The organism is Amycolatopsis sp. NPDC004747, assembly GCF_053601335.1.
In genome coordinates this window covers 293772-306983 of record NZ_JBSGBQ010000002.1, presented here as the reverse complement: position 1 = coordinate 306983, position 13212 = coordinate 293772, and the positions used below count along the sequence as shown (strand labels likewise).

The window sequence follows — 13212 nt, the reverse complement described above, 5'->3', positions numbered from 1 at the left end:
AAATCGGTGCCGTGATCGACCTTCCGCAGCCCACCGGCGCCGAGCTCTGGCCGCCGGACGAACCCGGCCCGCAGGCGAGGCTGCACAAGCCCTGGCGGACGCTGGTCGCCGTCGTGGAGGTCCTGCTCGCCGGGCTCGCCTGCTGGGTGGCCTACCTGTGCTGGCACGACAGCGTCGCCACGGTCGTCACCCGGACCGAGGACGGCGCCGTGCTGGAGTCGCACCGGTACTTCGGCGGGCTGCTCGCCGCCGCCATCGGGCTCGGCACGGTGGCCGCGCTCCTGCTGGTGGACGCGGTGCGTCAGCTGTCGCTCGCCATCCGTGCGCGCGGCCCCAAGCCCAAGGCCTGATACACAGCTCGCGCACAGGCAACGAACAGTCTCTTGCTAAGCAGCGGCACCAAAGTTGCCGCATGACGCGCGTGCGTGCCTCGAAGGCATGGGTGATCAACGGAGCTCTGGTCGTACTGCTGGCCGGGGCGGGATTCGGGATATACCAGGCATTCACCCCCGAACCGAGCTCGGCGCAGGCGCAGTCGCGCAGCACCCCGGTCCGCAAGGCGACGGTCACCGAGACCGTCTCGGCCGCCGGGACGCTCGCCAGCAGCTACACCGGCGCCGCGAACTTCGCGACGGCCGGCAAGGTCACCTCGATCGACGTCAAGGTCGGGGACGTCGTCAGCGCCGGGCAGAAGCTCGCCACCGTCGACAGCACGCAGGCGTCGAAGCAGCTCCAGGTCGCGAAGGCGAATCTCGCCGTCGCCCAGAACGGCCTCGACACCGCCGAGACCGCCCAGGACACGCCGGTCACCACGCAGAACGGGCAGAACAGCCAGAACGCCCAGAGCAGCGCCCAGACCCTGGCCAACAACGTCACCTCGGCGCAGGCGAAACTCGACCAGGCCCAGCTCGACGTCCAGACCGCGCAGCAGGCGCTCGACAACACCGTGCTCTACGCGCCCGGCGCCGGCACCGTGACCGCGATCAACGGGGCCGTCGGGCAGCAGTCCTCCAGCGGCTCCGCGGCCACGAGCCAGTCGTCGAGCAGCAGCGGCAGCGGCCAGGGCGGCCAGGGCTCGTCGTCGAACTCCGGCGCGGCCGCGGCTTCCTCGTCCGGCAGCAGCGGGTTCATCACCATCACGAACCTCAGCGGCCTCGTCGTCAACACCTCGGTGGCCGAGATCGACGTCAGCAAGGTCAAGACGGGCCAGCAGGCCACGGTGACGCTCAACGCGCTGCCGGACAAGCCGATCCAGGCCACCGTGTCGAGCATCAACCTGACCCCGACCACCAGCGGCAGCGTCGTCTCCTACGGCGCCCAGCTGGCCCTGGCCAACCCGCCGGACGGGCTCCGGCCCGGTCAGTCGGCGAGCGTGGTGATCACCGTCGCCGAGGCGGACGACGCGCTGAGCGTGCCGGCCGCGGCGGTGCAGACCGTCGGCAGCACCAACCTGGTCACCGTGCAGGAGAACGGGCAGAACGTCACCCGCCAGGTGCAGGTGGGGCTGCGGGGCGAGTCGACGGTCCAGATCACCTCCGGGCTGACCGAGGGCGAGAACGTCGTGCTGACCGGGACGGCCACGACCGGCACCACGGGCGGCACCGGGCGCACCGGCGGCACGGGCGGGTTCCCTGGGACCGGGGGCACCGGCGGCTTCCCGGGCGGCGGCCAGCGCGGCGCCGGCGGCGGGTTCGGCGGCCGCGGATGAACCCGGTGATCGCGGTCTCCGGGCTGCGCAAGACCTACGGGGCGGGCGAGACGGCGGTGCACGCGCTGCGCGGCGTCGACCTCACCGTGTGGCCCGGCGAGTACGTCGCCATCATGGGCGCGTCGGGCTCCGGCAAGTCGACGTTGCTGAACATGCTCGGCTGCCTCGACGTGCCGACGTCCGGCCGGTACCTGCTGGACGGGTTCGGCGTCGGGAAGCTGAACGAACGGCAGCTGGCGTTGCTGCGCAACCGGAAGATCGGGTTCATCTTCCAGTCGTTCAACCTGGTGCCGCGGACGTCGGCATTGTCCAATGTGGAACTGCCGCTGGTCTACAGTGGACTTCGCCGGTCGGAGCGCCGCCGTCGCGCGCTGGCGGCGCTGGAGATGGTGGGGCTGTCCGAACGGGCCAAGCACCTGCCGAGCGAGCTCTCCGGCGGTCAGATCCAGCGCGTCGCGGTGGCGCGGGCGCTGGTCACCGGCCCGGCGATGCTGCTGGCCGACGAACCGACCGGCAACCTCGACCGCCACAGCACCGAGGAGGTCCTCGGCGTGTTCGACCGGCTCAACTCCCTGGGCCGCACCATCGTCGTCATCACGCACGAGGACGAGGTCGCCGCGCACGCGCACCGGGTCGTCCGGGTCGACGACGGGCTGATCGTTTCGGACGAAGTCACGCGCACGACCGGCACGGTGGGGGCGGTCTCGTGAACCTCCTCGAAATCCTGCGGTTCGCCGTGCGCGGCCTCACCGCGAACAAGCTGCGCTCGGCCCTCACCACGCTCGGCATCACCATCGGCGTCGCCGCGGTGATCCTGCTGGTCGCGGTGGGCAACGGCGCCTCGGCGGCGATCGCGGCCAGCATCCAGGGCCTCGGTACCAACGTCGTCAACGTCTCCCCGGCCCGCGGCGGCGGCCAGGGTGCGACCGCCCGGCCGCTGACCGTGCAGGACGCGCACGCGCTCGTCGACCCCGTCGGCGCGCCCGACGTCAAGGCCGCCTCGCCGGTGGTCAACACGACGGCGACCGCGACCTACGGGCAGACGTCCTACGACATCTCCAGCGTGGCCGGCACCGAACCGGCGTACTTCACCACGACCAACCGCGAGCTCGCCCAGGGGCAGCTGTTCACCGGCGAGGACGTCACGGCCGCGCGGAAGGTCGTCGTGCTCGGCCCGACGACCGCCCAGTCGATCTTCGGCACGGCCGACCCGGTGGGCAAGAACGTGCTGCTCAACAGCATCCAGTTCACCGTGATCGGGGTCCTGCAGGCCAAGGGCAGCACCGGCCTCCAGAACGCCGACGACGTCGCCATCGCGCCGATTTCGGCGGTCCAGAACTCCCTCGCCGGGTACGGCAGCCTCAGCCAGATCGCCGTCCAGGCCACCAGCGCCGACTCCGTCTCGCTGGCCCAGTCCGAGATCACCGCCATCCTCAACGCCCGCCACGGCATCCGGCTCGGCGGCACCCCGGACTACCAGATCCAGAACTCCGAGCAGCTGCTCGCGACCCGCACCTCGGCGACCGAGACGTTCACCGTGCTGCTGGGGGCGGTGGCGGCCATCTCGCTGCTCGTCGGCGGGATCGGCGTCACCAACATCATGCTCGTCACGGTCACCGAGCGGATCCGCGAGATCGGCATCCGCAAGGCGATCGGCGCCCCGCGCTCGGCCATCCTCGGCCAGTTCCTCGCCGAAGCGACCATGCTCAGCCTGTTCGGCGGGCTGCTCGGCGTCGCCATCGGGGTGATCGGCAGCCGGTTCACCATCTCCGGCATCAAGCCCGTCGTGGTGCCCTCGTCGATCCTGCTCGCCTTCGCGGTATCCGCCCTGATCGGGCTGTTCTTCGGCAGCTTCCCGGCGAACCGGGCCGCCAAGCTCAGGCCGATCGACGCGTTGCGTCACGAATGACCCGACGCCCTGCGTCACGAATAAGGAGTCTTCGCATGTCCACCCACACGACGACCCCGCCGGGGGACGAGCCGACGGCGACCCTCCCCGCCGTGGAGCCGACCGCGGAACAGATCGTCGCCAGCCCGGCCGTCGACGGTGACCTGAACGCCGAGATGCGCCGGGCCACGAAGCCGTTTTCCCGCACCACGCTGGTGCTCGCCGGGCTGGTCGCCTTCGCGATCGCGTTCGGCGGCGGCGCGTGGACGCACGCGGCGTTCGGCTCCTCGACGCCGTCGCGCCCGAGCGGCACCGCCGGCGGGCAGGCCAGGGGCCAGGGCGGCACCGGGCAGCAGGCCGGCGCCGGCCAGCAGGGCGGCGGGTTCCGCGGCGGGCGCGGCACCACGGGCACGGTCGACCACGTCGACGGCACCACCGTGTACGTCAAGACCGCGCAGGGCGACGACGTCAAGGTGTCCACATCGGACTCGACCACGGTCGGGGTGACCCAGCAGGGCAAGCTGTCGGACCTCAAGCCGGGCGCGACGGTCGTCGTCCAGGGTCAGGCGGGCAGCGACGGGACGGTGGCCGCGCAGGCCATCACCCAGCAGGCCGCGCGCTAGTTGAGGACGACGATCGCGGCGTTGAGCGCCGTCGCGTAGAGGATCCAGGCGAGGTAGGGCACCAGGAGCGCGGCGGCGGCCTTCGACCGGCGGCCGAACAGGACGATCGTCACCACCACGACGACGTCCAGCAGCACGATGTCGGCCAGCGCCACCCTGGCCGCGCCGCTCTCGAAGAACAGCGGCGTCCAGAGCAGGTTGAACAGCAGGCCGATCCCGTAGGCGGCGAAGCCGCGCGTCTCGCCGTCCGTGCGCCAGTACAGCCAGCCGGCCACCGCGATGGTGACGTACAGCACCGTCCACACCGGACCGAACACGGACGCGGGCGGCGCCCACGAGGGCTGCTCCAGCCGTGCGTAGACCTCCCTCGCCGACGTCGCGGCCAGGGCGCCGACCACGGCCACCACGGCGACGACGCCCAGGAACCCGGCCAGCATCACCCACGGGTTGCGGTGCTGGGCGCGTTCGGTCACCGGCTGTTCCCCTCCCGGGCGGCTGCCCGCCATCTTATGCGGGTTTGGGAGACTGGACCCGTGAGCAACGGAACCGAGCAGTCCAAGGCATGGTTCGAACGCGCGAAGGCGGCCGTCCCGGGCGGGGTGAACTCGCCGGTCCGGGCCTTCAACTCGGTGGGCGGCACCCCCCGGTTCATGGTCCGCGGCGAGGGCCCGCACCTGTGGGACGCCGACGGCAACCGCTACGTCGACCTGGTGTCCTCCTGGGGCCCGATGATCCTGGGCCACGCGCACCCGGCGGTCGTCGAGGCGGCGCGCACGGCGGCGACCTCGGGGCTCTCGTTCGGCACGCCGACGATCGGCGAGGTCGAGCTGGCCGAGGAGATCATCGGCCGGGTCGCGCCGGTCGAGCGGGTCCGCCTGGTCAACTCGGGCACCGAGGCCACGATGAGCGCGATCCGGCTGGCCAGGGGGTTCACCGGCCGGTCGAAGATCGTGAAGTTCGCCGGGTGTTACCACGGTCACGTCGACGCGCTGCTCGCCCAGGCAGGCTCCGGCGTCGCGACGCTCGGGCTGCCGACGTCGCCGGGTGTCACCGGCGCGCAGGCCGCGGACACGCTCGTGCTGCCCTACAACGACCTCGACGCCGTCCGGAAGTCCTTTGAGGACAACCCGGGCGAGATCGCCGCGGTGATCACCGAGGCGGCGGCGGGCAACATGGGCGCGGTGGCGCCCGCCGACGGCTTCAACGCCGGGCTGCGCGAGCTCGCCCACGAGCACGGCGCGCTGCTGATCATGGACGAGGTGATGACCGGGTTCCGCGTCTCGCACGCGGGCTGGTTCGGCCTCGAAGGCGTGGCCGGCGACCTCTACACGTTCGGCAAGGTGATGTCCGGCGGCCTCCCGGCGGCGGCCTTCGGCGGCCGCGCCGACGTGATGGCCAAGCTGGCCCCGGGCGGGCCGGTCTACCAGGCTGGCACGCTCTCGGGGAACCCGGTCGCGGTGGCCACGGGCCTGGCGACGCTGCGCGCGGCCGACCACGCCGTGTACGCGGCTCTCGACGCCAACGCGAAGCGCCTCGGCAACCTCTTCCACGCGGCCCTGGTCGAAGCGGGGGTGGCGCACAACGTCCAGTACGCGGGCAACCTGGTGAGCGTGTTCTTCGGTGAGGAGCCGGTCCGCGACTACGTCGGCGCGCAGGCGTCCGAGACCTGGCGCTTCCCGCCGTTCTTCCACGCGCTGCTCGACGGAGGCGTGTACGCGCCGCCGAGCGCGTACGAGGCGTGGTTCGTCAACGCGGCGATGGACGAGGAAGCGTTCTCGGTGATCGAAGCGGCTCTGCCCGCGGCGGCGCGCGCGGCGGCTGGGGCCGTCCAGTGACCACCGTCGTCCACATGCTGCGTCACGGCGAAGTGCACAACCCGGCGAAGATCCTCTACGGCCGTCTGCCGGGCTACCGGCTCTCGGAGCGCGGGCAGCGGCAGGCGCTGACGGTCGCCGAGGCGGTCGCGGGTCACGACCTCGTGCACGTCGTCGCGTCACCGCTGCAGCGGGCCCAGGAGACGGCGGCCCCGATCGCCGCGGCGCACCGGCTCGACATCGCGACCGACGAGGGCCTGATCGAGGCGGGCAACCAGTTCGAGGGCCTGCAGGTGGCGGTCGGCGACGGCGCGCTGCGGGAGCCCCGCCACTGGCCGAAGCTGGTGAACCCGTTCAAGCCGTCGTGGGGCGAGCCGTACCTCGAGATCGCGCACCGCATGCTCGGCGCGGTCCACCGGGCCCGCGAGGCGGCGCTCGGCCATGAAGCCCTCTGCGTGTCGCACCAGCTGCCGATCTGGACGTTGCGGCGGTTCCTCGAGGGCAAGCGCCTGTGGCACGACCCGCGTCGCCGCCAGTGCTCGCTGGCGTCGCTGACGTCCCTGGTGTTCGAAGGCGACGAGCTGCGGGAGATCGTCTACAGCGAGCCGGCGGGCGCAACCGACCCGAAGGTGACCGGGGCATGAAGCGTTCGTTCCTGGTGCCGGTCCTGCTGCTGGCCCTGGCCGGGTGCAGCGCGGGCAAGGACGCGGTGGTGCAGGGGAGCAGCTTCAGCTTCGTGTCGCCGGGCGGCAAGGTCGACATCACCTACGAGGGCGCCGAGCGCCAGACGGCCCCGGTCCTCGCGGGCGAGGACCTGATGAACGAGGGCAAGCAGCTGTCGCTGGCGGAGTACCCGGGCAAGGTCGTGGTGCTGAACCTGTGGGGCCAGTGGTGCGGGCCGTGCCGCACGGAGGTGCCGGAGATGGAGTCCCTGGCCAAGCAGGGCGTCCAGGTGGTGGGCATCGACGTCCGCGATCCGGCGCGCGAGGTGGCCCAGGACTTCGTCCGCGACCGCAAGCTGACGTACCCGTCGATCTACGACCCGGACGGCCGCGTGCTCCTCAAGCTGAGCGGTTACCCGAGGAACATCATCCCGTCGACGATCGTGCTGGACAAGCAGCACCGGGTCGCCGCGGTGTTCCTGCGGCCGGTGCTGGCCCAGGACCTGCAGCCGGTGACGCAGAGGCTGAACGCGGAAGCCTGATCGGGTGCCGGCCGAGGAGCTGCTCCAGGACGAGCCGCACCGCCGGGTCGTCCGCATCGGCGACACCGTCCGCCGTCCGGTGCACCCGTGGACGCCGGCGGTCCACGCCCTGCTCCGGCACCTGGAGGATGTGGGCTTCGCCGCCGCGCCGCGGGTGCTGGGCATCGACGACGAGGGCCGGGAGGTGCTCACCTACCTGGTGGGTGAATCGGGCCCCCAGGGCTGGGCGAAGGTGACCGGCGACGGCGGCTTGACCGCCTTCGCCCGGTTGCTCCGCGACTACCACGACGCGGTGGCCGGCTTCCGGCTCGCCGCCGACCTCACCTGGTGCACCGGAAGCGGGCCCGGCGAGGTGGTCTGCCACGGCGACTTCGGCCCGTGGAACGTCGTCTGGCAGGGCGAGCGGCCGGTCGGGATCCTCGACTGGGACTACGCCCGGCCCGGGCCCCGGCTCCACGACGTGGCGTACGCGCTGGAGTACGTCGCGCCCTTCCGCGACGACGCCGAATGCGCACGCAGCCTCCGCTACGCCGAGCCGCCCGACCGCCGCCGCCGGGTGGAGGTGTTCGCCGAGGCGTACGGCTTGACCTCGACGGCGGGGCTGGTCGACGCCGTGCTCGAGGTCCAGCGGTCCGGGCTCGAGGAGGTCCGCCGGGCGGCGGAAGAGGGGCACCAGCCGCAGGTCCGCTGGGTGGCCGAGGGATACCTCGACGAGCTGGCCGCCCGGGTCGAGTGGAGCCGGGGACACCGGCACCTCTTCGAGTGACCTCTCCCAGCCGACCGGTGCTGATCAGGTCGGCCGCGCGCGCCACCCGCCCTTCCCTGGGGGAACCTCCCCGTCCCAGTCTATCGGCGAGAGACGACAGAACCCGCCGATCGCCCGCCGGGCAGCGGAGTCATCCACAACCCGGCCGAACTGTGGATGGGTGGCCGGACCCGCGAAATCCAGGCCACCGGGAATCGCCCGGAATGGCGGCAACCGGCAGGACCAAGGTCCTGAACTGCTGTGACCGAGGTCCTGTGAACCGGCCCCGGCGTTCTCACCAGGACCTCACTGCCTACCCTCAACGGGGTGAACTCCGTGACCGAGCTGGCGATCTCCGGGCCGCTGCTGCTCGCCGCGGGTGTCGCTCTGCTGGCCGGGGCCATCTCCTTCGCTTCGCCGTGCGTCGTGCCGCTCGTTCCCGGGTACCTCGCCTACCTCGCCGCTCTCGTCGGGGCCGATGCTCCGGCCGTCAGGGCCGACGAAGAACGCAAAACCGGCCGGTGGGCCGTGGTCGGGGCCGCTCTTCTCTTCGTGCTCGGGTTCACCGTCGTGTTCGTCGCCACCCTGGGCACGCTCGTCTGGCTGACCGCGACCCTCACCCTCAACCAGGACCTCCTCCAGCGCATCGGCGGGATCCTCACCATCGCCATGGCCTTCGTCTTCCTCGGCTGGATCCCCGGCCTGCAGCGCGAGGTGCGCTCGCACCACGTCCCGCGCGGCGGGGTCTGGGGCGCCCCGCTGCTCGGGGCGATCTTCGGGCTCGGCTGGACGCCGTGCATCGGCCCGACGCTGTCCGCCGTCACCACCCTGGCCAGCGCCACCGGTGGGGCCGCGGCCCGCGGGTACCTGCTGATCGCCGTCTACTGCCTCGGCCTCGGCCTGCCGTTCCTGCTCATCGCGCTGGGCGCCCGGTGGGCCGTGCGCGCCACCGACTGGGTGCGCCGGCACGGCCGCCAGGTGCAGGTCTTCGGCGGGGTGCTGCTGCTGATCGTCGGCGTCCTGCTGGTCACCGGCGTCTGGGGAGACCTGATGGGCTGGCTCCGCAACGAACTCGCGGTCAACCTGGAGCTGCCGCTGTGACCACCACGGAAGCGCCCCCGAAGGCACCACAGGGCCCGACACCCGTGAAGCGCACCTTCGCCTTCCTGCGCAACACCTGGCGCGGCCTGACGTCGATGCGCACCGCGCTCGTCCTGCTGTTCCTGCTCGCGCTGGCCGCCCTGCCGGGCGCGTTGCTGCCGCAGCGGAAGCTCAACGCACCCAAGGTCGACGAGTACATCACCGCCCACGGCTGGTGGGGGACGCTGCTCGACAAGCTCGAGTTCTACGACGTCTACTCCAGCATCTGGTTCTCGGCGATCTACCTGCTGCTGATGGTCTCGCTGGTCGGCTGCTTGACCCCGCGCAGCTTCGAGTACGTCAAGGCGATGCGCGCCAAGCCGGTGCTGACGCCGCGCAACCTCGCCCGGATGCCCCACTACCGGCTCGGGCGGGGGAGGCAGGACGTCGCCGCCGAGGTCGAGGCCGTCCACAAGCAGCTCTCCGGCTGGCGCCGCGTCGAGCGCGAGGAAGCCGGCGGTGTCCGCACCGTCTCGGCCGAACGCGGTTTCCTGCGCGAGACCGGCAACCTCGTCTTCCACTTCAGCATGCTCGGCCTGATCGTGTTCTTCGCCCTCGGCAAGCTCTTCGGCTACGAGGGCCAGGTCATCGTCCAGGCCAACGGCAGCACCTTCTGCAACGGCGGCATCTACCTCTACGACTCCTTCAACGCGGGCCTGAAGGTCGACGGCACCCGGCTCGACCCGTTCTGCGTGAAGGTCAACGACTTCACCGCCCGCTACACCGAGTCCGGCCAGCCGGACTACTACCACTCGAACATCGAGTACCAGTCCGGCGAGGACCTCGACACGAACACCTGGCGCCCGTACGGCCTCGAGGTCAACTCGCCGCTGCGCACCGCCGGCGACCGCGTCTACCTGCTCGGCCACGGCTACTCGCCGAAGTTCACCGTCACCTTCCCGGACGGCACGCAACGCACCCAGAACACCCAGTGGCGCACGGTCGACCCGAACACGATGCTCGCCGAGGGCGCGACGAAGTTCGACCAGCCCGGCCTGACCAGCGAGGCCGAGCGGCGGACCCGGCAGCTGGCCATCACCGGCCTGTTCGCCCCGACGGCGTTCCTGCACGGCAACGTCCTGACGTCGTCGGCCCCCGAGGCGAAGGACCCGGCGGTCGCCGTCGACGTCCTGCGCGGCGACATCGGCCTCGACGCCGGGCGCGGCCAGTCGGTGTTCCAGGTCGACCAGTCGCTCATCGACGACGGCAGGCTGAAGAAGGTCGCCCGCCAGAACCTCCAGGTCGGCCAGGAGCTCAAGCTCGACGACGGCACGAAGATCCGCTTCGACGGCGTCGGCCAGTGGGTGTCACTGCAGGTTTCTCACGACCCCACCCAGGGGTTCGTGCTCGGCTTCGCCATCGCGATGTTCGTCGGGCTCGGCGCGTCCTTGCTGGTCAAGCGCCGCCGGCTGTGGGTGCGGGTGAAACCGGGGACCGAAGACGACCCGGGTACCGTGATCGAGGTCGCCGGGCTGGCCCGCACCGACCAGGCCGGGTACGGCGAAGAGTTCCACCGGGTCAGCGAACGCCTGCTCAGCGGGCAGAAGGGCTGAGGCATGCCGATCAACGAGACGCTGTCGACCTACAGCGACTGGCTCTACACCACGGCCGCGGCGATCTACGTCGTCGCGCTGATGATGACGCTGATCGAGCAGGGCTTCGGCGCCAAGGGCCGGCTCGCCATGGAGCGGGCGCAGCGGCGCTCGCGCGAGCTCGTCGGGGCCGGCGGACCGCCGGTCGAGGAGGCCCCGGTCGCGCAGCGGGAGGTCGGGCGTCCCGAGCGGATCGGCCGGATGGGCGCGTCGCTGCTGGTGCTCGGCGCGCTGCTGCAGCTGTCGGCGATCGTGCTGCGCGGCCTCGCCGTGCACCGCGCGCCGTGGGGCAACATGTACGAGTACGGCATGGCGGTCACCTTCATCACGGTGGTCACCTGGATCGTCGTCATGTGGAAGTTCCCGGTCCGGCACCTGACCGGCTTCCTGCTGCTGCCCGTCGTGATCCTGATGTTCGTCAACGGCACGATGCTGTACACGATCGCGGCGCCGGTGCAGCCCGCGCTGCAGTCCTACTGGCTGGTCATCCACGTTTCGGCGGCCATCATCGGCTCCGGCGTCTTCCTGGTGCCGGGCGTGGCCAGCGTGCTTTACCTCTTCCGAGCGGCCCACGACAAGGACAACACGAAGTTCGCCCGGTTCGCCCCGAAGCTGCCCGCGGCCGACGTCCTCGACCGGATCGCCTACCGGACCACCATCTTCGCCTTCCCGGTGTTCACCTTCGGCGTGCTCTGCGGCGCCGTCTGGGCCGAGTCGGCGTGGGGCCGGTTCTGGGGCTGGGACCCCAAGGAGACCGTCGCGTTCATCGCGTGGGTGGTCTACGCGGCCTACCTGCACTCGCGGGCGACCGCGGGCTGGCGCGGGGCCAGGGCCGCGGCCATCAACATCGTCGGGTTCGCCGCGATCGTCTTCAACCTGTTCTTCGTGAACCTCGTCACCGCGGGCTTGCACTCCTACGCCGGGGTGGGCTGAGCACCCCGCGCGAACGCCGACTACCGTCGACACCGGGGGAGAAGAGTGTCAGGCGGAGTGCGTGGAGGTTTCACCGGTGACCGGACCCAGCGAAGAATCGGCTCCAGGCCACCCCGAACAGGCTGAACCGGCCGCCGGCGCGGGCCTGTTCGCCGAGGACCGGACGGACTCGCACCCGCATCCCGAGACGTCGGGGGCGTTCGACGTGCAGCCGACGCAGGCGGTGGCGCCGCCGCCCAACCCGGCCGTGTCGGGCCCGCACCAGGTGCCCAACCCCGCCGTTTCGGGGCCGCACCAGGTGCCCTACGGCTACGACCAGAACCTCCCGCCGCTGCAGCCGCAGTACGGCGACCCGGCGCAGCAGTACCAGGCCCACGCCCAGTACCCGCAGCAGCAGCCGTCCGGGCTCCCGCAGCCCCAGGGCGGCGGGCGGCACGCGGCGCCGCAGCCGCCGGGCCACGGCCACGACCTGTCCACCGCGCACCTGGTCAAGCAGACCAAGCGGCCCCCGCAGTCCGGCTGGCGGAAAGCGCTCTACGTCGGTTCCGGGAAGCTGGTCAACCCGGGGGAGAGCCCGGCGGACACCCGCCGCCGCGAGCTCATCGCCCGCGTCAACCAGCCGCTGCGCGGGTGCTACAAGATCGCGATGCTCTCGCTCAAGGGCGGCGTCGGCAAGACCACGGTGACGACGACGCTGGGCTCGACGTTCGCGTCCCTGCGCGGTGACCGCGTGGTCGCCGTGGACGCCAACCCGGACCGCGGCACGCTGTCGCAGAAGATCCCGCTGGAGACGACCGCGACGGTCCGCCACCTGCTGCGTGACGCAGCCCGCATCACGCGCTACAGCGACGTCCGGTCCTACACGTCCCAGGGGTCGAGCCGGCTGGAGATCCTGGCCAGCGAGCAGGACCCGGCCGTGTCGGAGGCGTTCTCGGAGGACGACTACCGGCGCACGGTCAACCTGCTGGAGCACTTCTACAACATCGTGCTCACCGACTGCGGGACCGGCCTGATGCACTCGGCGATGAAGGGCGTCCTGGACGTCGCGGACGCGCTGGTCGTGGTCTCGTCCGGCTCGGTCGACGGCGCCCGCAGCGCCTCGGCGACGCTGGACTGGCTCGAGGCGCACGGCTACGGCGAGCTGGTCAAGCGCTCGGTGGCGGTGATCAACTCGGTCCGGCCCAAGGGCGGCTCGGTCGACCTCGACAAGCTTTCGGCGCACTTCGGCGCGAAGGTCCGGGCGGTCTGCAAGGTGCCGTTCGACCCGCACCTGGAGGAAGGCGCGGAGATCGAGCTGGACCGCCTGTCCGGCGACACCCGCCTGGCCCTGCTGGAGCTGGCGGCCACGGTCGCCGACGGCTTCGCCACCCCGCTCTCCCAGGGCTACCGCTGACGTCACTCACGTGATCCGGCCCGGAACTCGCGTGACTGAAGCCGTAACTCGCGTGACTGAAGCCGTAACTCGCGTGACTGAGGCCGGAACTCGCGAGTTCCGGCCTCAATCACGCTGGTGACGGGCGGATCACGCCAGTTCCGGGCCCCGTCACGCGGGTGACGGGGCCGGT

General features: G+C 71.6%; 14 protein-coding genes. 13 read left to right on the top strand and 1 reads right to left on the bottom strand.

The features are described from left to right. Window positions 1-11 precede the first annotated feature (11 nt). The 5 genes from ACWEGE_RS03790 (at window position 12) to ACWEGE_RS03770 (ending at window position 4219) form a co-directional block, all read left to right on the top strand. Window positions 12-350 carry a hypothetical protein gene (locus tag ACWEGE_RS03790; RefSeq protein WP_449658888.1) on the top strand — a complete coding sequence of 113 codons (339 nt, stop codon included), beginning with the start codon at window positions 12-14 and terminating at the stop codon, window positions 348-350. Between the two features lie 62 nt (window positions 351-412). Continuing rightward, window positions 413-1708, top strand: coding sequence for an efflux RND transporter periplasmic adaptor subunit (locus ACWEGE_RS03785; RefSeq protein WP_449658887.1), 1296 nt, complete (start codon window positions 413-415; stop codon window positions 1706-1708). Further along, entirely contained in the window at window positions 1705-2418 is a 714-nt protein-coding gene (locus tag ACWEGE_RS03780; protein WP_449658886.1) for an ABC transporter ATP-binding protein, read from the top strand. The genes ACWEGE_RS03785 and ACWEGE_RS03780 overlap by 4 nt, the downstream gene beginning before the upstream one ends. Then, window positions 2415-3617: an ABC transporter permease gene (locus ACWEGE_RS03775; protein WP_449658885.1), complete on the top strand. Its 1203-nt coding sequence runs from the start codon at window positions 2415-2417 to the stop codon at window positions 3615-3617. The genes ACWEGE_RS03780 and ACWEGE_RS03775 overlap by 4 nt, the downstream gene beginning before the upstream one ends. Window positions 3618-3652: 35 nt before the next feature. After that, window positions 3653-4219, top strand: a complete 567-nt coding sequence (locus ACWEGE_RS03770) for a hypothetical protein (protein ID WP_449658884.1) — start codon at window positions 3653-3655, stop codon at window positions 4217-4219. On the opposite strand, the gene ACWEGE_RS03765 is transcribed toward ACWEGE_RS03770, so the two are convergent. Continuing rightward, window positions 4216-4692 (bottom strand): TspO/MBR family protein, encoded by a 477-nt coding sequence (locus ACWEGE_RS03765; RefSeq protein WP_449658883.1) that lies wholly within the window; start codon window positions 4690-4692, stop codon window positions 4216-4218. The two genes, ACWEGE_RS03770 and ACWEGE_RS03765, sit on opposite strands and share 4 nt — an antisense overlap. A gap of 60 nt (window positions 4693-4752) precedes the next feature. Here ACWEGE_RS03765 and hemL point away from each other — a divergent pair, with 60 nt between their 5' ends. The 8 genes from hemL to ACWEGE_RS03725 all read left to right on the top strand — a co-directional run bounded on the left by hemL (window position 4753) and on the right by ACWEGE_RS03725 (window position 13040). Further along, window positions 4753-6054: a glutamate-1-semialdehyde 2,1-aminomutase gene (gene hemL / locus ACWEGE_RS03760; protein WP_449658882.1), complete on the top strand. Its 1302-nt coding sequence runs from the start codon at window positions 4753-4755 to the stop codon at window positions 6052-6054. Then, a complete protein-coding gene (locus tag ACWEGE_RS03755) occupies window positions 6051-6677 on the top strand; it encodes a histidine phosphatase family protein (protein WP_449658881.1) in 627 nt (208 codons plus the stop codon). Before hemL ends, ACWEGE_RS03755 begins: the two co-directional genes overlap by 4 nt. Further along, window positions 6674-7237, top strand: coding sequence for a TlpA family protein disulfide reductase (locus ACWEGE_RS03750; protein WP_449658880.1), 564 nt, complete (start codon window positions 6674-6676; stop codon window positions 7235-7237). Before ACWEGE_RS03755 ends, ACWEGE_RS03750 begins: the two co-directional genes overlap by 4 nt. Before the next feature lie 4 nt (window positions 7238-7241). Next, window positions 7242-8003, top strand: a complete 762-nt coding sequence (locus ACWEGE_RS03745) for an aminoglycoside phosphotransferase family protein (RefSeq protein ID WP_449658879.1) — start codon at window positions 7242-7244, stop codon at window positions 8001-8003. 306 nt (window positions 8004-8309) lie between these two features. Continuing rightward, complete coding sequence (locus tag ACWEGE_RS03740; RefSeq protein ID WP_449658878.1) at window positions 8310-9083, top strand: cytochrome c biogenesis CcdA family protein; 774 nt, start codon at window positions 8310-8312, stop codon at window positions 9081-9083. Beyond that, a complete protein-coding gene (gene resB, locus ACWEGE_RS03735; protein WP_449658877.1) occupies window positions 9080-10675 on the top strand; it encodes a cytochrome c biogenesis protein ResB in 1596 nt (531 codons plus the stop codon). The genes ACWEGE_RS03740 and resB overlap by 4 nt, the downstream gene beginning before the upstream one ends. 3 nt (window positions 10676-10678) lie before the next feature. After that, entirely contained in the window at window positions 10679-11647 is a 969-nt protein-coding gene (gene ccsB / locus ACWEGE_RS03730; RefSeq protein WP_449658876.1) for a c-type cytochrome biogenesis protein CcsB, read from the top strand. A gap of 76 nt (window positions 11648-11723) precedes the next feature. Further along, window positions 11724-13040: a nucleotide-binding protein gene (locus tag ACWEGE_RS03725; protein ID WP_449658875.1), complete on the top strand. Its 1317-nt coding sequence runs from the start codon at window positions 11724-11726 to the stop codon at window positions 13038-13040. Window positions 13041-13212 lie beyond the last annotated feature (172 nt).